The sequence below is a fragment of the Roseateles sp. P1_C1_2 genome, from assembly GCF_056406535.1.
Window position 1 is genome coordinate 17203 of record NZ_JBFUAB010000002.1, and the last position, 21940, is coordinate 39142.

Genomic DNA, 21940 nt, shown 5'->3' on the forward strand with positions numbered 1-21940 from the left:
CGCAGGTCAACGCCGCTGGATCCGGCCTGGTGTTGCGAAGCTCCGTCACCGTCTGTTCACCGAGTGTTACGCAGTGCGACCGACTGGTGCCGCCCGTTGGCATCGCATTGGCGGGCGCTACCTAGCATCCATCGCATCAATCAGCCCTCACCGGAGCCCCAGATGCACACCACCCCGCACAGCGCCATCCAGCGCCCAGACGCCCCGGCCTTTCCTGCCCCCGACGGGTCGAGCACGCGGACGGCTGCGTCGACCGGACAACGCATCACCGATGACCTGGCGCTGCTGCAAGCCACACTGAAGCCCACGCGGCGCATCGTGCACGCTGGCGACGTGCTCTACCGCAACGGCGAGCGTTTCGAGCATCTGTACGTGCTGAACTCGGGCTGCTTCAAGCTGCTCAGCGTCTCCGAGGGCGGCCACGAGCAGGTGGTGGGGCTGAAGTTCCGCGGCGACTGGCTGGGCTTCGGCGGCATCGCCAAGGGCAGCTTTGCCTGCGACGCCGTCGCGATGGACACGGCGGAGGTCTGGTCGCTGCGCTACGACGCCTTGCTGCGGGCCTGTGCCGAACAGCCGCGCCTCATGGCCCTGCTGCATCAGGCCATGAGCAGCGAAATCATGCGCGATCGCGAGGCCAAGACGGCGCTTTGCACCCTCCCGGCAGACGCCCGGGTCGCCACCTTCCTGCACGACTGGGCCGACTCCCTGTTCGTACGCGGCCTGCGCACCGACCAGATCAGCCTGCGCCTGACCCGCGCCGAGATCGGCAACTACCTCGGCCTGACGCTGGAGACGGTCAGCCGCGTGCTGTCAAGGCTGGCCCGGGCCCGGTTGATCGCCTTCAACGAAAAAAGCCGTCGCGACATCTGCATCCCCGACTTCCATGCCCTGGTCGCCTTCACCAGTCGCCGTCCGGCGACAGCCGGCCTTCACTGAGCGACACGCCCTTCGAAGGCGACGCGGCGATCCAGGGAGACACCATGAATGCACAGCATCAAGATCCAAGCGCAACTTCTCTGAACCCAGCGGCCGAAGGCGGGCCCCCCAACCATGATGCGACGTCACTGCGTCGCCTGCTGCCGGGAACCCCGAAGCAGATCGCGGCCGCATACGCCGCCTTCGGCCTGGCATGGATCATCCTGTCCGACAGGCTGCTGCAGTTCGTGGCCCCCGACGTCGCGACCCTGTCGGCCGTCAGCCAGGGCAAGGGCCTGGCCTTCGTGCTGGCGACCAGTGGCCTGATCTACTTCGTGGCGGCGCGTGGTCGCCGTACCAACAGCGGTGCGGCGCACCCGATCGGCTCGGGCAACCTGCTGTGGGTGTTCGCGCTGCTGTCGGCGACCGTGGTCCTGGCCAGCCTGGTCAGCTACGCGAGTTCGACCCGCAAGTCCCATGAGCAGCAGGTGGACCATCTGCGCCGTGAAGCCGCGCTCAAGGCGGACATGGTCCAGGGCTGGGTCGAAAGGCGTACCGACGAAGCCCGGCGGCTTGCCACCGACACGCAATTTCGCGCCAGCGTGCAACGCTGGCATCGCAGCCCGGATGACGCGCTGACCGCCGACATGCGCCGGCAGTTGCTGTTGCTGCTCGCCTCCTCGCGTTACACCGATGCGCTGCTGCTCGACGAGCAGGGTCAGCTGTTGCTGGCGCCGGACAGCCGCGCGCGACACCTCGACACTGCCACGTCATCTGGCGCTGGCGGGGCGATGTTGCGCGGCCTGGTGAGCAGCAGTGACTTCCAGGCTCGGGCGGGCGACCCTGCCAGCCTGCAGTTCGACCTGTTCGTGCCGCTGCCCGGCGTCGACGGCAGGCCCGAAACGGTGCTGCTGCTGCGCACCGCGCCGCGCCGCACGCTGCTGCCCCAGTTGCTGTCGCGCTCGGTCATCGACACAACCGAGACGCTCTTCTTCCGCCCCGCCAGCCAAGGCCTGCTGGCCATCGGCGTCAACGGCTCGGACATGCCGCTGGCACAGCCAACGGATGCGTCCGGCGCCTCACTGGCCACCTTGTCCAGCAGCCCGTCCCTGGCCGGCACGGTGCTGGACGGCCTGGAGCATGACGACGAGGCCAAGGCCGCCGTGGCCGCAGCGGTCCGCGGTTCGGCCTGGTATGTCGCGATGCAGGCACCTCGCAGCCTGCTGCAGGGCGATACCGTGTCCGGCGCGGCAACGCTGGCCATCGTCAACATCCTGGCCGTGCTGGCCGCCGGGGCGGTCATCTACGGCGCCATGAAGCGGCGCGAACTGCAGGCGGCTTCGCGCATGGCGGTGGCCAGCCAGGACAAGGAGCGCGCCTGGAAGATCGCCGAAGCCATCGCCAACTCCTCGACCGATGCCATCTTCGCCAAGGACCTGCAGGGCCGCTACCTGTTCGTGAACCGCGAGCTCTGCAAGTCGCTGGGACGCACCCCTGAGCAATTGATCGGTCTGGACTCCACGGAGCTGTTTCCACCCGATCAAGTACGCCGCCTGCTCGAAGACGACGCCGCCGTGCTGCGCGCGGACAAGCCCGTCTGCGTCGAAACGCGGCTGACGATGGCCGATGGCGAGAGGGTCTATGCCTGCGGCAAGGGCCGGCTCGTGGACGACGAGGGGCGCACCATCGGCGTCTACGGCATCTCCAGCGACATCACGGAGCGGCGCGACCTGCAGCAGCGCATGCGCCAGTGGGCCACCGTCTTCGAGGACATCCGCGACGGCGTCGTCATCACCGATTCACAGGGCCACATCCAGTTGGTCAACCGCGCATTCACGGCCATCACGGGCTACGCCATGAACGAGGCCGTCGGCGCCAGCATGCAGCTGCTGCACTCCGGCCGGCATGACAAGACGTTCTACGAGGACATGTGGGCGTCGCTAAGTCAGACCGGCCATTGGCAGGGCGAGATCTGGAACCGCCGCAAGAACGGCGAGATCTACCCCGAATGGCTGACCATCAGCGCCGTGCGCGAGGACGACGGACCGGTGACTCACTACGTGGGCGTGTTCACCGACATCAGCCGCCTCAAGGACAGCGAGGCCCAGGCCGACTGGCTCGTCCACCACGACCCCCTGACACGCCTGCCCAACCGCATGCTGCTGCAAAGTCACCTCGAGCAGGTACTGAGCAAGGCGCGCCGCCACGAGAGCCGGGCCGTCGTGATGGTCCTCGACCTCGACGGCTTCAAGACGGTCAATGACAGCCTGGGCCATCCCGCCGGCGATGAACTGCTGGTCTGCATTGCCGACCGGCTGAAGACCCGCCTGCGCCAGACGGACTTCCTCGGTCGGCTCGGTGGCGACGAATTCCTTGTCATCCTGGATGGGGGACCCGGTGCTGGCTGCATCGCCACGCTGGCCGGCGACCTGCTGGCCGCGGTCTCGGCGCCCGTCGCGCTGTCCTGCGGCCAGGACGCCTATCTGACAGCCAGCATCGGCATCAGCACCTTCCCCGACGACGGCAGCTCCTCGGCCGTGGAACTGCTGCGGGATGCCGACGCCGCCATGTACCGCGCCAAGGACATGGGCCGCAACCGCTTCTGCTTCTACACCGATGACATGAACGGCAAGGCCATGGCCAAGCTGGACCTGGAGGCAGCGCTGAGCCGCGCCATCGAGCGCAACGAGCTGCTGCTGCACTACCAGCCCAAGGTCGACGCCAACAGCGGCGAGACCATTGCGGCCGAAGCGCTGCTGCGCTGGAACCGGACCGGCGTCGGCCTCGTTTCCCCGGGCGAGTTCATCCCGCTGGCCGAACACAGCAGCCTCATCCTCGCCATCGGCGCCTGGGTCATCGACACGGCATGCCGCCAGATCCGGACGTGGATGAACGCCGGACTGCCAGTGGTGCCCATCGCCGTCAACGTGGCCGCGCGCCAATTCACCGCTGGGGACCTGGACGCCGTCGTGGCCTGGGCCCTGGAGCAGCACCAGGTGCCCGCGCGCTACCTTGAACTGGAGCTGACCGAGGGCATGCTCATCAGCAACCCGCAAGCCGGAACGCAGATGCTGCAGCGGCTGCGGGACCTGGGCGTCAAGGTGTCGCTGGACGACTTCGGCACCGGCTATTCCAGCCTGGCCTATCTGCAGCAGCTTCCGATCGACGCGCTGAAGATCGACCAGTCCTTCGTGCGCCGCATTGGCGAGGCGCCGGACGGCGAGGCCCTCGTCGACGCCGTGATCGGGCTGGCGCATCGCCTGCGGTTGCGCGTCGTCGCCGAGGGCGTGGAGACGCCCGCCCAGCGCGACCACCTGCTTCGCCAGGGCTGCGACGAGATGCAGGGCTACCACTTCGGCCGGCCCGACACGCCTGAGGCGCTGCAGCGAAGGCTGGTCGCCGAGGCGGATTTGGCGCTTGCTTCCTGAACCACACCCCACCCTCTTTCACCAGTACCGCCGCGCATCGCGGCAGGGAGACCTCCATGCGTAGCAACTTGCCAGTCACCGATCGCGAATACCCGGTCCCGGCCGATCGCAACCTCGTCTCGACCACTGATCTGAAGGGCCGCATCCTGCATTGCAACGCGGCCTTCGTGGACGTCAGCGGCTATTCGCGCGACGAGTTGCTCGGCCAACCCCACAACATGATCCGGCACCCCGACATGCCGCCCGAGGCCTTCCGCGACCTCTGGGCCACGATCTCCGCCGGCCAGCCCTGGTCCGGGCTGGTGAAGAACCGCCGCAAGGATGGCGACCACTACTGGGTGCTGGCCAACGTCACGCCGCTGGTCGAGAACGGCCAGCCCATCGCCTTCCTGTCGGTGCGGTCTGCCCCCAGCCGCGCCCAGATCGATGCGGCCGAGCAGCTCTATGCGCAGATGCGCGACGAGCAGCAAGCCGGCGAGCTGGTCCACACCCTGCACCGTGGCCAGGTGCAGCGCCGCGGCTTGCTGGGGCGCATCAGTCGCGCTCTGGCCTCACAGCCCTGGCTGGGCCTGGCGCCCAGCTATCTTGCCGTGGGCGCGCTGGGCGTGGCACTGGCTGGCCAGGGCCCCTGGATTGCAGCCTGCGCCGTCTTCCTGGCCGCTTCTGTCGCGGCGGCCCTGGCGCAGCAGAGGCGGAACCGCGGCCTCATTCACGTCGAGCGCTATGCCAACCAGCTCGCCGCTGGCGACCTCAGCCACAACCTGCAGCCCAGCGGGGATCGCCTGAGCCGAGGGCTGGAGCAAGCCCTGGCTCAACTGGCGGTCAACATGCGCTCGCTGGTCTCCGACACGCGCGCCGAGCTGGACCAGATGAACCGCGTCAGCCGCGAGATCGCCCAGGGCAACCGCGACCTGGCCCAGCGCACCGAGTCGCAGGCCGCCAGCCTGGAGGAAGCCGCGGCCAGCATGGAGCAGATCACGGCCACGGTCCGCCAAAGCACCGATACCACCCACCTGGCCAGCGGCGTGGCGGAAGACCTCAGCGGCGTCTCCCGCCGCAGCGCGCAGGTCGTCCACTCGGTCACCGAGACCATGGGTGGCATTGCGCGCTCGTCGCACAAGATCGCCGACATCATCCAGGTCATCGACAGCATCGCCTTCCAGACCAACATCCTGGCCCTCAATGCCGCCGTCGAATCGGCCCGCGCGGGCGAGCATGGCCGCGGCTTCGCAGTGGTGGCCACCGAAGTGCGCGCGCTGGCGCAGCGCAGCTCCACGGCAGCCCGCGAGATCAAGCAGCTCATCCAGGCCTCCACCGAGCAGGTGCAGGCGGCCGAACGACAGACGGACAGCGCGCGCTCGAGCATTGACACGACACTGAAGGCGGTGGAGAACTTCACCACCCTGATCGGCGACATCGACCGCGGCGCCCAGGAGCAACTGCTGGGCATCTCGCAGATGCACGAGGTCATCCAGCAGATGGATGGCTTCACGCAGCAGAACGCGGGTCTGGTGGAAAAGCTCGCCGGCTCGGCCCAGCAGGTTCTGGCCCAGTCCGAAGAGGTGAGCGCCACGCTGCGCCTGTTCCGGCTGGACCGGAGCCCCACCGCGCGCATCCAGCCCGATGCCGTCGGCCTGAGGCGCGCTGCTCGGCTGGGTGCGGCTTAACCGACCAGGGCGCGGGCGATGGCCTGCGCCAGTTCGGACCGCGAGTAGGGCTTGGGCAGCAGCTCCCAACCCGGCGGCGAGTCGCGATCGGCGTCCAGCAGTTCTGCCGAGAAGCCCGACATCAGCAGAATGGACAGCCGCGGCAGCCTCTGCTGCGCCAGCCGCGCCAGTTCCGTGCCGCGCATGCCCGCGCCCAGCGCGATGTCGGTCAACAGCAGCTCGAAAGGCGCCTCGGGCGTCAACAGCAGCAAGGCCTGCTCGGCGCTGGCGCAGACCGTGATCTCGCAACCCAGCGCATCGAGGAAGCGCTTCGCCACCGAACGCACTTCGGCATCGTCCTCGACCATCAGCACCTTCAGGCCCGGGGGGATGGCGTCGCTACCCTCAGCGGGTTCGTCGGCAGACAGGTGCTCGTCCCAGGGCCGAGGCAGGTAGAGGGAGACCGTCGTGCCGACACCGGGCGCCGAGTCGATCGCCACCGCGCCGCGGGACTGCTTGACGAAGCCATAGACGGTGCTGAGGCCCAGGCCTGTGCCCCGCCCGGCCTGCTTGGTCGTGAAGAAGGGCTCGAACGCTCTTTCCTTCACCTCTTCGGGCATGCCGGAGCCGGTGTCCGAGATGGCGAGGCGCACGAAGCGCTCGTCCTGGGCGCTGACATCGTCGATCTCCCGCCTCACATCGGCCGGCAGGCTGCCCACCAGCCCGGCGCTGAAGCGCAGTGACCCTCCGTCGGGCATCGCATCGCGGGCGTTGATGGCAATGTTCAGCAGGGCCGACTCCAGTTGCCCGGGGTCGGCCAGCACGGCCGGGCAGCCCTGGGCGATGTCGACCTCGATGGCGATGCGCTGGTCGAGCGTGCGGCGCAGCATGTCCGACAACGACAGCAGCATGGCTCCCACATCGACGGCATCGGGCTGCAGCACCTGGCGGCGCGAGAACGCCAGCAGCTTGCCCGTCAGCTCAGCGCCGCGCTTGGACGCGCGCGTGGCCGCGCCCACGAGCTGCAGGGCCAACTCCTCGCCCGACAGCGCCGGCAACTCCTCCAGCACCTGCAGATTGCCCTGGATGACGGTGAGCAGGTTGTTGAAGTCGTGCGCGATGCCGCCCGTGAGCTGGCCCACGCTCTCCAGGCGCTGGGCGTGGTTGAGGGCCTCCTCGCTCTGGGCGCGCTGCAGGCAGGTGGCCAGCAGATTGGCCAGCGCCTGCAGGAAACGCTGTTCATCGTCGCCGAATCGCTTCAACTGCCGGGAGCGCACCTTCAGGGCACCGATGGCGCGTCCACGATCCAGCAAAGGCACCGCCAATGCGCTGACCAGCCCGGCTTCGAGATAAGCCGGCGGAACCGCAAAGCGCTGTTCATCGCGAAAGTCCTCGACCACGACCGATCGGCCCTGGGCCAGCACGAAGCCCAACGGGGTGTCGCTGCGGTTGGGCACGATGGCGCCGAGCGATTCACCGGCTATCAATCCCACCCCGCCGGCAACGCGAAACTCGAGCCGGCTGCTTTCCAGCAGCAGGACGAGGGCCATCTCGACCTCCAGCGCTTCGGCAGCGATGGCGGGCACCTGCTGCAGCAAGGCCTGCGGATCACGGCCATCTGCGGCCAGGCGGCCCAGCTGCGCGAGATGCTCGCTGTAGCGCGCCCGCTGCAAGGCCTGCTTGACGCGCGGATAGCCGCCAATGTCGCGGATGGCCGCCACCACGAATGGCAGGCCATGGTCCTGCAGCGGGCTCAGGGCGATCTCCACCATGACCTCACTGCCGTCGCGCCGCTTGGCCACCAGCTCCATCTGCGTGCCCATGGGTCGGGAACGCGGCGCGTGCGCGTAGGCATGGCGGTAGGACGCATGGCGCGGCCGGATGCTGTCGGGCACCAGCTCGTCCACGCTCAGGCCGACGAGTTCCTCCGTGGCGTAGCCCAGCAGCGTGGTCGCGGCAGGGTTGGCCCGCACGATGCGGCCAGCCGCGTCCACGAGCAGCAGCGCGTCGGGATAGGCCGAAAAAAGCGATCGGTAGACCGTCAGGTCGTCGACGGCCTGCGCCGGCTCAGGCGGTACACCGGGCGGCTGTGCGGCGTCCATCTATCGGACCGGTTCGACCGGCGGCACGAAGATGTAGCCGGCCCCGCGCACCGACTTGATGATCTGGGGATTCTCCGCGTCGGCCTCCAGCTTCTTGCGCAGCCGCCCGACCTGCACGTCGATGGTCCGGTCGAAGGGTGCGGCATCACGGCCACGGGTCCGCTCCAGCAGGAAGTCGCGCGACAGCACGCGGCCGGCATGCTGCACCAGCGTGGCCAGCAGCTCGAACTCGCCGGTCGTGAGCCTCACCTCGGCGCCGCCGGGAGCGTCCAGGCGGCGGGCGGCCAGGTCGAGGCGCCAGCCCAGGAAGGCCAGGCAGGCGCCGCCCGTCGGCGCAGGCGGCGGCACCGGCGCATTCGCTGCGCCCGGCACGGTCGGTTCGATGCGACGCAACACGGCCTTGATGCGTGCGACCAGCTCGCGCAAGTCGAAGGGCTTGGTGACGTAGTCATCGGCGCCGACTTCCAGGCCAACAATCTTGTCGACCGAGTCGCCACGGCCCGTGATGATGACCAGACCGCAGCGCCAGCGCTCGCGCAGCTGCCGGGCAATCGCGAAACCGTCCTCGCCAGGCAGGCCCAGGTCCAGCAGCACCAGCAGGGGTGCGTCGCTGACCATCAGATCCATGAGCGGCCGCCCGGAATGCAGCTGCGTGACGCGAAAGCCGTGTCCGGCCAGGTAGTGGGCGAGCAGCTCCGTGATGGCAGCTTCGTCATCGACAACAGCAATGTGCTGGGGAGTCACGGCGTCGGCGCAGCTGGGAAGTTATGGCGACGCAGCATTCTGTCACCGATCCTTCACCGGCAAAGTCCGGCGGCAAGCCTTCGGAAAGCCATAGTGCCGGCACTCAGTAGGTCGTGTGCAACTGCGAGTCACCGTGGTCCGCTGCGGCAGGAAGATGCTGAACGTGGCCCCGCCGCCAGGGCGGTTCTCAGCCGTGATGCGGCCGCCATGGATCTCGACGATCTTGCGGGAGATCGCCAGTCCCAGCCCCGTGCCGCCCGACCCGTCCTTGGTATGGCTCGACTGCACGAAGGCCTCGAAGATCGATCGAGCTCGGTCGGTGGAATGCCGGGCCCTCGATCCGCGACGCTCATCACGATCTCATACTGGGCATTGCCCAAGCACTCGACGCGCAGACGGTCGTCGTCAACATCGCCGGCCGCACTGTCGGCCTCGTGGTTGACGCCGTATCCGAGGTCTTGGCGCTCAACCCGGGTCAAGTTCAGCCGCGTCCGGCGCTGGGGGGCGGTGGCGCCCCAGCAGATCGTTGAAGCAGGTCTTTGACCCAGAATGAAAAATGCCTCAGACCCGTGAAGATCTGAGGCATTCTCAACCTACCGATAGACCGATCCACAGGATCGATCTTTAAATCTGGTAGGCGCGATTGGATTCGAACCAACGACCCCCACCATGTCAAGGTGGTGCTCTAACCAACTGAGCTACGCGCCTAAAGAGCTGCGCACTATAGCATGGATTTTTGAGCCCAGTCCAGGCTCACTTGCGGCGCGCCGAGCGGACGCCCGGGATGGCGCAGAGGTCGCGCAGCACCTTGGCCAGCCTGGACGCATCGGACAGCTCCAGCGTGAAGCTCATCCAGGCGGTATCGCCGCCACCCGCTCGCGGCTTGGCCGCGCCGGGCTTCATCGACTGCGTGTTCACGGCGACGACGTTCATCTTCTCCTTCGCAAACACTTCCAGCACGTCACGCAGCAGGCCCTGGCGGTCGCCGGCTTCGACGAGCACATCGACCGGATAGACCGGTGCGCCCTTGGCTGCCGCGTCACCGCCGCCCCACTCCACCGCAATGACACGCTCCGGTGAGCGCCGCTGCATCTCGGCGAGGTTGCTGCAATCGGTACGGTGGATGGCCACGCCCTTGCCGCGCGTGACGAAGCCGGAGATGGCGTCGGGCGGCGCGGGCCGGCAGCAGCGCGACAGCGTCGTCAGCAGTGAGTCGATGCCCACCACCAGCACGCCGCCCCGGTTGCCGCTGGCGCTGCGCGTATGCCGCTGCGCCAGCAGTTCGTCCTCGTCGGGGACCGGCTCGGGCGGGCGCAGCAGCAGTTCGATATTGCGCAGCGAGTACTCGTCCTTGCCGACGACTTCGAACAGCGCATCGGCGCCCTTGAAGCCCAGGCGCGCGGCCAGCTCGTCGAGCTTGAGCGCCGTCTTGCCCTCGCGCTGCAGCAGCTTCTCGACCAGTTCGCGGCCCTTGGCGATGGTCTGGGTCTGTTGCAGCGCGTTGAACCAGGCGCGCACCTTGGCGCGCGAGCGCTGGCTCTGCAGATAGCCCAGCTCGGGGTTGAGCCAATCCAGCGAGGGGCCGCCTTCCTTGGTCGCGATGATCTCGACCGTCTGGCCACTGTGCAGCGGTGTGTTCAGCGGCAGCATCTGGCCATCGATGCGCGCACCGCGGCAGCGGTGGCCGAGGTCGGTGTGCACCGTGTAGGCGAAGTCCACCGGCGTCGCGCCCGCCGTCAGCTCGACGACGGTCGCCTGGGGCGTGAAGACATAGATGCGGTCATCGAAAGCCGGGCCACCTTCGGCGCCTTCCAGGGTATCGCGCTCCCAGGCCAGCAGCTGGTTCAGCACGGCCTTGCGGGCCCGGGCCACCTGCTCCTCGAACTCCCCGGCTGCGCTGACCCCGGCGTAGCCGCGCGCACCGGCTTCCTTGTAGGCCCAATGCGCGGCCACGCCATGCTCGGCGTGCTCGTGCATCTCGCGCGTGCGGATCTGAACCTCCATCGCGCGGCCATCAGGCCCCAGCACGACGGTGTGCAGCGACTGGTAGCCATTGGGCTTGGGCTTGGCGATGTAGTCGTCGAACTCGCCCGGCACCGGCGTGAAGGCCTCGTGCAGCCGCGCCAGGGCCGCATAGCAGTCCGCCACGCTGGCGACGATGACGCGCAGCGCGCGCAGGTCGAAGACGCGGTCCAGGGACAAGTCCTTGCCCTGCATCTTCTTGTGGATGCTGTAGAGATGCTTGGGGCGGCCCTGCACCTCGGCGGCGAGGCCCTGGCCGTAGAGGTCGGCCTGCAGGGCCGCACGCGCAGCCTCGACGCGCTGCTCGCGCTCCACGCGGGTCTCGTGCAGCCCCCTGGCCAGGGCCTTGTAGGCCTCGGGCTCGCGAAAGCGAAACGCCAGGTCCTCCAGCTCCCACTTGATCTGCCAGATGCCCAGGCGGTTGGCCAGCGGCGCGAACACGGACTGCGACTCGGCCGCCAGCTCCTGCGGGCAAGGCGTCTTGCTGGCGGCATACCAGCGCAGCGTCTGCAGCCGCGAGGCCAGGCGCAGCAGCACGACGCGCAGGTCCTTCGAGAAGGCCAGCAGCATCTTGCGCACACGCTCGGTCTGCTCAGCGCGCTGCTCCGACTTCTTGTCGCTCGACACCTTGGCGTCGCGCGTGGCGCGCTGCAACTGCACAAGGCGGCGCGTGTGCGTGACCAGGCTGACATAGCTGTCGCCAAAGGCCTTGGTGACGACCTCCTCGGGCTTGCTCAGGAAATCGGCCGCGTAGACCAGATAGGCCGCGGCCTGCAGCTCCCGCGCGCTGCCCACCGCATGCAGGATGGCGGCCACGCCGTCGGCGTGGGACAGCGCGTTCTCGCCGGTATCGAGCAGCTCGGCGGCCAGCAGAGGCTCGGCAAAGGCGCGGGCGCGCACGACCTCGGCATTGGAATGTTCGGCGCCCGCATCCAGCAGCGCGACGATGGGCGCCGTCGCGGCGCCCTCGGGCATCAAGCCAGTCTTCATGAACTCAGGAAATCTCTCACGATGGCGATCTGGTCGGCGTGGATCAGCGTCGGCGCGTGGCCGATGCCGGGCAGCTCGACAAGACGGGCGCTGGGCCCGCGCTGCGTCATGGCGCGCGCCGTCTCGGCGCTGAGCAGGTCGGAATCGGCGCCGCGGATCAGCAGCGTCGGGCAGCACAGCTGGTCATAGGCCGCCCAGAGCGCGGCTTCGCCGGCGGCGACCAGTTCAGGTGTCACCGCCGAGAAGGGCAAGGCGATGGCCGGGTCGTAGTGCGACCTCCATTCGCTGCCTTCCTGGCGGAACAGCGGCTCGGACAGACCCAGCCACTCCTCGTCGGTGTGAGGGCCGAAGCCCTCGGAGATGCTGCGCAGATAGGCCGCGCCCTCTTCCAGCGATTTGAAGCGGCTCGCCTTGCCCAGATAGCTGCCGATGCGCTGCAAGGCCTCGATGCGGATGGCCGGACCCACGTCGTTGAGCACCAGGCGGCGGATGGGGCTGGCCACGCCATCGGGTCGCGGCAGCGAGGCCAGGCCCAGGCCGATCAGCCCGCCCATGGACGTGCCGACCCAGTCGACCTGATCGGCGTCCAGCCGCGCCAGCAGCGCCACCATGTCGGAGACATAGCTCGGAATCTGATAGCCCGCCGGCTGGCGCAGCCAGTCCGAACGGCCACGGCCGACGACATCGGGGCAGATGACGCGGTAGCGCTCGCTCATCACACGGGCCAGCGCGTCGAAGTCCCGCCCCTGGCGCGACAGGCCGTGCACGCAGACCAGCACCGGCGCGTCGACGCTCGGGCCGGCCCACTCCCAATAAGCCATGCGGTGCAGGCCGGTACTGTCCAGGCAATTGACGAAGCGCAGTCGGGGCTGGGTCATGATGCAATCCTTTGAGTCATCCTAGCAACCAAGAAGGACCCTCCATGTTGAAAGGCAAGACCGCCCTCGTCACGGGCTCCACCAGCGGCATCGGCCTCGGTATCGCCCTGGCGCTGGCCCGGCAGGGCGCCAATCTGATCCTGAACGGCTTCGGCGACGTGGCAGGCCCCAAGGCCGAAGTGGCGGCGCTGGGCGTCAAGGTGGGCTACCACGGCGCCGACATGAGCAAGCCCGACGACATCGCCGCCATGGTGGCCTATGCCGACGCCGAGTTCGGCGGCATCGACATCCTCGTCAACAACGCCGGCATCCAGCATGTGGCGCCGGTGCAGGATTTCCCGGTCGAGAAGTGGGACGCCATCATCGCCATCAACCTCACCTCGGCCTTCCACACGACGCGCCTGGCCCTGCCCGGCATGCTGAAGAAGAACTGGGGCCGCATCGTCAACATCGCGTCCGCCCACGGCCTGGTGGCGTCGGCGCAGAAGTCGGCCTATGTGGCGGCCAAGCACGGCCTCGTCGGCTTCACCAAGAGCATCGCGCTGGAGACGGCGACGACGCCCGTCACCGTCAACGCCGTCTGCCCCGGCTGGGTGCTGACGCCGCTGGTGCAGAAGCAGGTCGATGCGCTGGCCGCCAAGGACGGCGTGGACAACGAGGAGGCCAAGCGCCGCCTGCTGGCCGAGAAGCAGCCCTCGCTGCAGTTCACGACGCCGGAGGAACTCGGCGCCCTGACCGTCTTCCTGTGCTCGGACGCCGCCATCAACGTGCGCGGCCAGGCCTGGGCCATGGACGGCGGCTGGACGGCAGTTTGACTATTTGGTGAGTTGCACCGAGCCGCTGACGTTGACCGTCACGGTCGCCTTGCCGGCTTCGGTCGGCAGGGCCTCGTCAGAGCCGGCCACGCTCATGCGCATGGCCTTCATCATCATGGGCCGCGGCGCGGCCTCGTCGCTGTTGACGCTGACCTCACCCACCACATAGCCGCCGTAGCCGAACTGGCGCGCATAGTCCGCCGCCTTGGCGCGGTAGCGCGCGATGGCCTGGGCCGTGATGTCGCCTTCGACCTTCTCGCGCGCCTCGCGCGACAGGCTGTAGCCGACGCGGGCGATGCTCAGCGTGCTGATGCGGCCGGCCAGCTGGGCGATGGCGGCACTGTCGCGCCCCTCCACCAGCAGCTCGGCACTGCCCTGCCAGCCATTGATCTTGCCGGTCTTGGGGTCGTTGCGTGGATAGAGGGAGAAACCGCCGGTCTGCACGTCCACCTGGCCCGGCTTGGCGACCTTGCGCGCCTCGGCCAGCGCGGCGTCCAGGGCCTGCTTCAGCGCGGTCTGCACGGTCGCCGCATCGGGCCCCTCGCGCGTGGTCGAGAAGCTGATGCCCAGCACATCGCGCGTCACGTCGGCACTCGCGCTGGCGGTCAGGCTCAGGCGCTCGCGCGGCGGCCCGTCAGCGGCCGCATGGGCCGACAGCGCCAGGGCCAAAGTGGAAAGAACCAGGACTTCGCGCATGGGGAACTCTCTTTGCAAGGAGGGAAAGCCCAGATTACCCCGGCCACTTGGCAACGAGCTGTAACTGCTGCGTGATGTCCTACAAAGCGGGGTTTCAAAACCTGCTCACAATGTCGCTGTTACAAATTCAGGAACCGCGATGAACAGCAGCGCGACACCCCGCCCCAACCGTATCCTTGTCGTCGACGACGACGCCCGCATCCGCGATCTCCTGCGCCGCTACCTGACCCAGGAAGGCTTTGAAGTGCTGCTGGCCGAAGACAGCCGCGCGCTGAACAAGCAGCTGACCCGCGAGACCGTCGACCTCATCGTGCTGGACCTGATGCTGCCCGGCGAAGACGGCCTGACCATCTGCCGCCGCCTGCGCGCCGCCAACGACCAGACGCCCATCATCATGCTGACGGCCAAGGTCGAGGACGTTGACCGCATCGTCGGCCTCGAAGTGGGTGCCGACGACTACCTCGCCAAGCCCTTCAACCCGCGCGAACTGCTGGCCCGCATCAACGCCGTGCTGCGCCGCCGCCCGCCGCCGGAAGCCCCGGGCGCGCCGTCCAAGGAGCCGATGACGGTCAGCTTCGGGCCCTTCGAGTTCGACCTCGCCCTGCGCCGCCTGACCAAGAACGGCGAGCAGCTGCCGCTGACGACCGGCGAGTTTTCCATGCTCAAGACCCTGGTGCGCCACCCGCGCCAGCCGCTGTCGCGCGACAAGCTCGCCCAGCTGGCCCGCGGCCGCGAGTTCGAGCCCTTCGACCGCAGCCTGGATGTGCAGATCTCGCGCCTGCGCAAGATGCTGGAAGCCGACCCGGCCCAGCCGCGCTATATCCAGACCGTTTGGGGTGTCGGCTACGTCTTTGTGCCTGACGAAAATAGCTGATGATCCTGGGGACGGGTCGCCTGAGCGCAGCGGCTCTGTCCCCCACCGGTTTCCTTATTAGCGGGACGGACCGCCCGAGCACCAGCGAGTAGTTCTGTCCCCAACCGACTAGAAGGCATGGCCCGCCCTCACCTCGCGCTCAATCTCTTCTGGCGCACCTTCGCCTGGCTGGCCCTGCTGCTGGCCGGCGCGGTGCTGGCCTGGCAGTACACCTTCAAGCTGCTGGAGGCGCAGCCGCGGGCGCTGGAGTCGGCCGAGCAACTGGCCGGCCTCGTCAAGCTCAGCCGCATCGCGCTGGAGCACACCGACCCCATCAACCGCGTCGCCGTCATCAGCTCGATGTCGCGCGGCGACACGGTGCAGGTGCGCGTGGCCGAGACCAGCGACCGTTGGCTGCCCTATGACACCAGCCCCTTCGCCAAGCAGCTCGCCGCCGAGCTGCGCAGCACGCTGGGCCCCGACACCGTCATCGCCCGCAGCGTCAACGACGTCTCGGGCCTGTGGGTGCGCTATGTCGTCGGCGAGGACGCCTTCTGGCTGCGCACCAGCGGCACGCCGCTGTCCATCTCGCTGACCAGCAACTGGTGGTGGGTGGTCATCGCGCTGCTGGCCACCGTCGTCGGCTCGGCGCTGATCGCCCGCCTCATCAACCAACCGTTGCGTGAGCTGGCCGAGGCGGCTGGCCGCATCCGCGAAGGCGAGTACGACTCGCGCCTGGACGAGACGACGATGACCAGCGAGATCCGCGAGGTCAACATGGGCTTCAACCGCATGGCCCGAGAGCTGGCCAAGCTGGAGGAAGACCGCGCCGTCATGCTGGCCGGCATCTCCCACGACCTGCGCACGCCGCTGGCGCGCCTGCGTCTGGAGACGGAGATGAGCGTCAATGACGAGCAGGCGCGTCACTTCATGGCGCAGGACATCGACCAGCTCGACGCCATCATCAGCAAGTTCATGGACTACGCGCGGCCCAACGAGACGCAGTTGCGCGAGGCCCGCCTCACCGAAATCGTCGAGCGCGAGGTGCAGGGCTTCCGCGACCCCGACCAGATCCGCTTCCGCGTGCAGGTCAGCGAAGCCCTCAAGGTCTTCGTCGACGACACCGAGCTCGGCCGCGTGCTGCTCAATCTGTTCGAGAACGCACGCCGCTACGGCCATGCGGAAGGCGAGCCCGCGCGTGTGGACGTGAGCGCGACCCGTCAAGGCTCCTGGGTCGAGGTGCGCGTGCGCGACCATGGCCCCGGCGTGCCGCCCGACCGCCTGCAGCGCCTCACCGTGCCCTTCTACCGCGGCGATGCCGCGCGCACGGCGGCCAGCGGCGCCGGCCTGGGCCTGGCCATCGTCGAGAAGTCGGTGCAGCGCCTGGGCGGCACGCTGTCCATCAGCAATGCGCAGGGCGGCGGCCTGATCACCGTGCTGAAGTTGCAGGCGGCCTGAGCTAACCTGGGGCACCTCCACCGCCAGGACTCCACCGGCTGTCGCCATGCGCCCACCTCGCCGATTCGCGTGGCTCCTGCTGTTGTTCCTGCTGCCGCCCCTCGCGGGCGCAGAAACCCTGGACATCCTGGTCTACGCGAATGCCGGCGTGTTCGAGGCATCGCCGGGCGAAGGACCAGGCGGCCCGGGAGGCGCCATGCTGGAGCGCATGCAGGCGCTCAGCGGCGTCACGCTGCGCCAGCAGGTCCTGCCCATCAGCCGCGCCATGCTGCTCGCCGAGCAGAAGCCTGGCCACTGCGTCGTTGCCCTGGCGCGCACGCCGGAGCGCGAGGCACGCTACCTGTGGGCAGGGCCCTGGGCACGCGGCGCGATGGCGATCTACGGTCGCGGTGACGAGACACGGCATGTCGACGGCCCACAGGACCTGCGCGGCCGCAGCCTCGTCGTGCTGCGCGACTCGGCACCCGCGGCCTGGCTCAAGGAACAAGGCCTGGCGGCCGAAGAGGTCAAGGACAACAGCACCGCGCTGCGCATGCTGCAGGCCCGGCGCGTGGACTACTGGCTGGCCAATGAGGTCGCCGGGCATTTCGTCATCCGGGCCGGCGGCGGTATGGCGCCTCGCGTGCTGCACAGCTTCGGCCGCATCGATCTCTACTTTGCCTGCCACCCCGCCAGCGACCCCGCCGCGATCGGTGCATTGGATCTCGCCATCGCCCAGCTGCGCCGCACGGGCGAACTGGCCGAATTCGGCCTGCGCTGATTCAGGCTGACGCGGCCAGGAGGCAGACGGCCCGCGCCTCGATCGCGCGCCCTTCACCCACCGGCCCCATCTTCTCGGCTGTCTTGGCCTTCACGTTGACCTGGCCGACGTCCACGCCCAGCACTTCGGCGAGCCGCGCGCGCATCGCCGGGATGTGAGGGGCCATCTTGGGCGCCTGGGCGACGATGGTCGTGTCCACGTTGACGAGCTGCCAGCCCGCCTCGCGCACGCGGCGGTAGGCCTCGGCCAGCAGCACCATCGAATCCGCGCCCTTGAACTCGGCGGCCGTGTCGGGAAACAACTTGCCGATATCACCCAGTGCCGCAGCACCGAGCAGCGCATCGGTCATCGCATGGGCGAGCGCGTCGGCGTCGGAATGGCCGAGCAGGCCATGCGTGTGCGGGATGGTGATGCCGCCGAGGATGAGAGGGCGGCCGGTGACGAGCTGGTGGGTATCCCAGCCCTCGCCGATGCGCAGGGAGGTCAAGGCGTTCATGAGGGCATTGTCGGGGAGACAGGCGCGCGGCCACGAGATACGCTGCGCGCGACTTCAGGGAGGGGAATGAGATTCGGTTCACGTCTGCTGCCGGTGCTGCTGGCGCTGCTCTTTGGCTCGGCCCAGGCACAGCAGCTTCAGCTGCTGGTCTTTCCCAACCCCGGCCTGTTCGACGTCGCTGCTGACGGCACGGTCAGCGGACCGGGCGCCGAGCTGCTCGCCAAGCTGGGCCGGGCCAGCGGCCTGCAGCTGGGCATCCTGGCCATGCCGATCCCGCGTGCGCTGGCGACCGCCGGCTCAACGCCCGGCAGCTGCGCGGTGGGGCTGACCCGCACGCCCGAGCGCGAGGCAGCCTTCCATTGGGCCGGCCCGCTGGCCAGTGGCGCCCTGGTCGTCTACGCGCGCGCCAACGAAACCCAGGCCCTGCAAGGCCCGCTGGACCTGCGCGGCCACGGTGTCGTCGTGCAGCGCGAATCCGCCGCCGCCACCTGGCTGCGCGAACAAGGCATCCCGGCCCAGGAGACCAACAATTCGGTGTCGGCCCTGCGCATGTTGCAGGCGCGGCGCGTGGACTTCTGGGTCGCCCACGAACTCGCCGCCGAACCCGTGATCCGCGCCGAGGGCGGTGCGCCGGTCGAGAACCACCTGACGCTGCGCCGCGTGGACGCCTATGTGGCCTGCCACCTGGCCACGCCGCTGGAGCCGGTCGACAAGCTGCGCCAGGCCATCCAGAAACTGCGCCGCCAGGGCGAGCTGGCGGAGTTCGGCCTGCGCTGACGCTGCTATGGTGCGGGCCGCCATGAAACGCCTGCTCCTCCTCTGCTGCCTGATCGCCGGCTCCGTGCTGGCCGCCGAACCTCCTGCCGCCCAGCGCCCCAAGATCGGCCTCGTCCTGTCCGGCGGCGGCGCCCGCGGCCTGGCCCATATCGGCGTGCTGCGCGTGCTGGAAGAGATGCAGGTGCCGGTGGACCTCATCGTCGGCACCAGCATGGGCGCCGTCGTCGGCGGGGCGTATGCCTCGGGCCGCAGCCTGGACGAACTCGAAACCCTGGTGAAGGGCGCGAACTGGAACGCCATCCTGGCCGACCGGCCGGCGCGGGAACGCCTGTCCATCCGCCGCCGCGAGGATGACGAGCGCCTGCCCTCGCGCATCGAGTTCGGCTTCACGCCGCAACGTGGCGCCATGCTGCCCGGTGGCGCTGCCGCCAATGGCCAGCTGGAGGCGACGCTGTCCTCCCTGCTGCCGGCCACGCGCACCGACGACCCGCTGCGCAAGCTGCCCATCCCTTTTCGCGCCGTCGCCACCGACCTGCTTTCCGGCGCCATGCTGGACCAGGCCGACACGCCGCTGTTCGAGGCCCTGCGCGCCTCCATGGCCGTGCCGGGCGTGTTCGCACCGCTGCGCGTCAACGGCCGGCCGCTGGTGGATGGCGGCCTGGTGCGCAACCTGCCCGTCGACTTGGCGCGCGCCCTGGGTGCCGACATCGTCATCGCGGTGAACGTCGGCACGCCGCTGCTGGAGGAGCGCGAGATCACCAGCGCCGTCATGGTGGCCAACCAGATGCTGCAGATCCTGACCGAGCAGAACGTGCAGCGCTCGCTGCGCGAACTCACGGCCAGTGACATCGTCATCGACCCCGACCTGGCCGGCATGGGCTTCATGGACTTCTACCGCGCCGACGAGGCCATGGCCACCGGCCGGCGCGCAGCCCTGGCGGCCGGCGAGCGCCTAGCGGCGCTGGCCGCGCCCGCCGCCCAGGCCGCGCTGCAGGCGCGTCGCCTGGGCACGCCCGAATCCGCCCTGCCCACCCTGCCCCTGGCCGAGCTGAAGATCAGTGGCACCCAGCGCGTCAATGCCGAAGCCCTGCGCGCCGAGCTGGCCCTGCAGCCCGGCGAGCGGGTCGGCCGCGCGGAGCTGACCCGCGCCGTCGAGCGCCTGGACGGCACCGGCGACTTCGAGCGCATCGAGACCGAGATCGACGACCGCGAGGGGCGGCGCTTCGTCGAGCTCAAGCTCACCGAGGCCGACTGGGCCGCCAGCCGCGTGCGCTTCGGCCTGGAGCTCTACAGCAACTTCGCCGACGCCAACCGCTACTCCCTCGTCGGCATGCACGTGGCCGACTGGCTCAACCGCTGGGGCGCCGAACTGCGCACCGTGGCCCGCATCGGCTCCACCCGCGGGCTCAACACCGAGTTCTATCAGCCGCTGGGCCCGGGCTCACGCTGGTTCGCGGCCGCTAAGGTCGGCTTCGAGGCCGGCAGCAACGATGTCTTCAACCAGGGCCAGCGCGCCTTGCGCCTGTCCAGCAGCCTGGCCAGCGGCCAGCTCGAACTCGGCCACCGCATCGCCGGCCTGGGTGATTTGCGGCTGGGCATAGGCAAGCTGCGCGCCTCCGATGAAGTCATCATCCCGGTGCTGCCCGAAGGCGGCCGGCGCTCGCAGACCTATGCCCAGCAATACCTGGAACTGCACACCGACACGCTGGACTCCCTGGCCTTCCCCAGCCGCGGCCAGTGGACGACGGCGCGCATCGAATGGCTGCACCCGCGCGGCGAGGACAGCGTCATCAACGCCTCGCTGATCGGCCTGTCGGCCTTCCGCCTGGGCGAGTGGGCCGGCCAGCTCTATGGCGAGGCGGCGCATGCGGAGCGCGGCCAGGCACGCTCACTGGGCGGCTATCTGCGCCTGTCCGGCACGCCCGATGCGTCGCTGGTGGGCGAGAACATGACCCTGCTGCGCCTCGTCATGGCGCGGCGCATCGGCGAGATGCCGGTGGGCCTGGGCGGTGCCGTGCGCATCGGCTTCTCGCTGGAGACGGGTGCCATCGGCGCCGGCTCGGGGCTCAAGCTGTCCAACCTGCCCAGCAGCGGCTGGAAGCAGGCCGTCAGCGGCTTCCTCAGCGTGGACACGCGCTTCGGGCCTTTCTACCTGGCGCTCGGCGCGACGCGCGGTGGCGAGACGGCCGCCTATTTGCTGCTCGGACCGAGCTGGTAGAGAAAATGGCAGTCAAGCCCCGCTCTCATCTGCCGATAAGCCTGTTGAACGGGCCTGCAGCATTCGCAGGTCGGCACATTCCAGGAGCCGAGGAGCATCCCATGACGACATCGTTGCATCGAATCACACGGCTTCAGGGCCTGCTCGCGCTGAGCGCCCTGGTGCTGCTGGGCGCCGCCGGCATGCGGTCCGTGCAGGCCGCCGACAACGCCACCGCCACCGCCACGGGCGTCGTGCTGCAACCCATCGCGGTGACCAAGGCCGCCGACCTCGTGTTCGGCAATCTCGTCGCCGGCAACGGCATCGTGACGCTGGCGACCGACGGCACCCGCACCAAGTCCGGCGCCGCCGCGCTGCCCACAGGCGTCGCCGGCGTGGCCGCACGCTTCGACGTGACCGGTTCCGGCAACAACACCTTCTCCATCGACTACACCGGCAGCGACACCGTGCTGACCGATGCCAGCGCCAACACGATGGCCGTCGACTGGATCACCGAGGCGTTGGCAGCGGCCACTGCCACCGGCAAGACCGATGAAACCTCCGACGCGGCGACCGGCACGCTGTCCTCCGGCGCGGCCTATATCTTCGTCGGCGGCAAGCTGACCGTCGGCGCCGCCCAGGCTGCGGGCACCTACACGGGCGTCGTCAAGGTGACCGTCGCCTACAACTGAGGCTGCACGCCATCGCGGCCATGACGACCGCCCGCCACACCACCCTCGGCACCACCGCCGCGCTGCTGTGCAGCCTGATGCCGGCGGGCCCGGCCGTGGGCGCCAGCGCCACGACCCAGGCCAGCGCCGCGGTCATCGTGCCGGTGACGGTCACCGCCTGGCTGGGCGTGCCCGTCAGCGTGCAGGACCTGCTGCTGGCCCAGGACGCTCCCGCGGGCCCGGCGACCGGCGCCCTGGTGCCGCGCGTCGCCAGCGCCACCACACCGGCCAGCCTGCGCGCCCTGCCCGTCTGGATCGCTGCCGCCGTGGAGTCCCGGCAGGCCTTCGGCGTCGACATCGTCCCCACGACCGGTGCAGCGCTGCTGGCACGCGGCCCGGCAGCGGCCGTGTCGGTGGCTGCCGCCACGCCCACGGGCGACGGCGGCGATGGCGAGGCCCCGCTCGTCATCATCGTCGCCTTCAACTGAGGCC

The 21940-nt window shown here is 69.2% G+C and carries 19 protein-coding genes and 1 tRNA gene; 12 read left to right on the plus strand and 8 right to left on the minus strand.

Annotated elements, in window-relative coordinates:
• The first annotated feature begins 162 nt into the window (after positions 1–162).
• Genes AC1D2H_RS01890 through AC1D2H_RS01900 form a run of 3 tightly spaced genes read left to right on the plus strand, consistent with a single transcriptional unit; the run spans position 163 to position 6010 of the window.
• Entirely contained in the window at positions 163–936 is a 774-nt protein-coding gene (locus AC1D2H_RS01890; RefSeq protein ID WP_478009671.1) for a Crp/Fnr family transcriptional regulator, read from the plus strand.
• Positions 937–980: 44 nt separating this feature from the next.
• Positions 981–4343, plus strand: coding sequence for a putative bifunctional diguanylate cyclase/phosphodiesterase (locus AC1D2H_RS01895; protein WP_478009672.1), 3363 nt, complete (start codon positions 981–983; stop codon positions 4341–4343).
• Between the two features lie 56 nt (positions 4344–4399).
• A complete protein-coding gene (locus tag AC1D2H_RS01900) occupies positions 4400–6010 on the plus strand; it encodes a methyl-accepting chemotaxis protein (RefSeq protein WP_478009673.1) in 1611 nt (536 codons plus the stop codon).
• Here the strand turns inward: AC1D2H_RS01900 and AC1D2H_RS01905 are convergent.
• The 3 genes from AC1D2H_RS01905 to AC1D2H_RS01915 are packed head-to-tail and all read right to left on the minus strand — an operon-like array spanning position 6007 to position 9123.
• Positions 6007–8091 (minus strand): PAS domain S-box protein, encoded by a 2085-nt coding sequence (locus AC1D2H_RS01905; RefSeq protein ID WP_478009674.1) that lies wholly within the window; start codon positions 8089–8091, stop codon positions 6007–6009. The two genes, AC1D2H_RS01900 and AC1D2H_RS01905, sit on opposite strands and share 4 nt — an antisense overlap.
• Positions 8092–8835 (minus strand): winged helix-turn-helix domain-containing protein, encoded by a 744-nt coding sequence (locus tag AC1D2H_RS01910; RefSeq protein WP_478009675.1) that lies wholly within the window; start codon positions 8833–8835, stop codon positions 8092–8094.
• 42 nt (positions 8836–8877) lie between these two features.
• Positions 8878–9123 carry an ATP-binding protein gene (locus tag AC1D2H_RS01915; protein WP_477937031.1) on the minus strand — a complete coding sequence of 82 codons (246 nt, stop codon included), beginning with the start codon at positions 9121–9123 and terminating at the stop codon, positions 8878–8880.
• A gap of 146 nt (positions 9124–9269) precedes the next feature.
• Here AC1D2H_RS01915 and AC1D2H_RS01920 point away from each other — a divergent pair, with 146 nt between their 5' ends.
• The gene (locus AC1D2H_RS01920; protein ID WP_477937033.1) at positions 9270–9365 is read left to right on the plus strand and encodes a hypothetical protein; all 96 of its coding nucleotides are present in this window, start codon (positions 9270–9272) and stop codon (positions 9363–9365) included.
• A gap of 101 nt (positions 9366–9466) precedes the next feature.
• On the opposite strand, the gene AC1D2H_RS01925 is transcribed toward AC1D2H_RS01920, so the two are convergent.
• The 3 genes from AC1D2H_RS01925 to AC1D2H_RS01935 all read right to left on the minus strand — a co-directional run bounded on the left by AC1D2H_RS01925 (position 9467) and on the right by AC1D2H_RS01935 (position 12725).
• Positions 9467–9543: transfer RNA gene (locus AC1D2H_RS01925), tRNA-Val, on the minus strand.
• A 45-nt stretch (positions 9544–9588) separates the two neighbouring features.
• Entirely contained in the window at positions 9589–11847 is a 2259-nt protein-coding gene (locus AC1D2H_RS01930; protein WP_478009676.1) for a RelA/SpoT family protein, read from the minus strand.
• Positions 11844–12725 carry an alpha/beta fold hydrolase gene (locus AC1D2H_RS01935; protein ID WP_478009677.1) on the minus strand — a complete coding sequence of 294 codons (882 nt, stop codon included), beginning with the start codon at positions 12723–12725 and terminating at the stop codon, positions 11844–11846. Before AC1D2H_RS01935 ends, AC1D2H_RS01930 begins: the two co-directional genes overlap by 4 nt.
• A 44-nt stretch (positions 12726–12769) precedes the next feature.
• Here AC1D2H_RS01935 and AC1D2H_RS01940 point away from each other — a divergent pair, with 44 nt between their 5' ends.
• Positions 12770–13540 (plus strand): 3-hydroxybutyrate dehydrogenase, encoded by a 771-nt coding sequence (locus AC1D2H_RS01940; protein WP_477937039.1) that lies wholly within the window; start codon positions 12770–12772, stop codon positions 13538–13540.
• On the opposite strand, the gene AC1D2H_RS01945 is transcribed toward AC1D2H_RS01940, so the two are convergent.
• A complete protein-coding gene (locus tag AC1D2H_RS01945; protein ID WP_478009678.1) occupies positions 13541–14236 on the minus strand; it encodes an SIMPL domain-containing protein in 696 nt (231 codons plus the stop codon).
• Between the two features lie 139 nt (positions 14237–14375).
• Here AC1D2H_RS01945 and ompR point away from each other — a divergent pair, with 139 nt between their 5' ends.
• From ompR to AC1D2H_RS01960, 3 genes are all read left to right on the plus strand, one after another.
• Positions 14376–15110 carry an osmolarity response regulator transcription factor OmpR gene (ompR, locus tag AC1D2H_RS01950; RefSeq protein ID WP_477937043.1) on the plus strand — a complete coding sequence of 245 codons (735 nt, stop codon included), beginning with the start codon at positions 14376–14378 and terminating at the stop codon, positions 15108–15110.
• Positions 15111–15227: 117 nt separating this feature from the next.
• On the plus strand, positions 15228–16547 hold the full coding sequence (locus AC1D2H_RS01955) for an ATP-binding protein (protein ID WP_477937045.1): 1320 nt from the start codon (positions 15228–15230) through the stop codon (positions 16545–16547).
• Between the two features lie 82 nt (positions 16548–16629).
• Positions 16630–17307, plus strand: a complete 678-nt coding sequence (locus AC1D2H_RS01960; protein WP_478009679.1) for a substrate-binding periplasmic protein — start codon at positions 16630–16632, stop codon at positions 17305–17307.
• Position 17308: 1 nt separating this feature from the next.
• Here the strand turns inward: AC1D2H_RS01960 and ispF are convergent, their stop codons facing one another.
• A complete protein-coding gene (gene ispF / locus AC1D2H_RS01965) occupies positions 17309–17803 on the minus strand; it encodes a 2-C-methyl-D-erythritol 2,4-cyclodiphosphate synthase (protein WP_477937049.1) in 495 nt (164 codons plus the stop codon).
• A gap of 66 nt (positions 17804–17869) precedes the next feature.
• On the opposite strand from ispF, the gene AC1D2H_RS01970 reads away from it, so the two are divergent.
• From AC1D2H_RS01970 to AC1D2H_RS01985, 4 genes are all read left to right on the plus strand, one after another.
• A complete protein-coding gene (locus AC1D2H_RS01970; RefSeq protein ID WP_478009680.1) occupies positions 17870–18580 on the plus strand; it encodes a substrate-binding periplasmic protein in 711 nt (236 codons plus the stop codon).
• Between the two features lie 22 nt (positions 18581–18602).
• Positions 18603–20798: a patatin-like phospholipase family protein gene (locus AC1D2H_RS01975; protein ID WP_478009681.1), complete on the plus strand. Its 2196-nt coding sequence runs from the start codon at positions 18603–18605 to the stop codon at positions 20796–20798.
• A gap of 101 nt (positions 20799–20899) precedes the next feature.
• Positions 20900–21469, plus strand: a complete 570-nt coding sequence (locus tag AC1D2H_RS01980; RefSeq protein WP_477937676.1) for a DUF4402 domain-containing protein — start codon at positions 20900–20902, stop codon at positions 21467–21469.
• 20 nt (positions 21470–21489) lie between these two features.
• Positions 21490–21936 carry a hypothetical protein gene (locus AC1D2H_RS01985; RefSeq protein WP_478009682.1) on the plus strand — a complete coding sequence of 149 codons (447 nt, stop codon included), beginning with the start codon at positions 21490–21492 and terminating at the stop codon, positions 21934–21936.
• Positions 21937–21940: the final 4 nt, after the last annotated feature.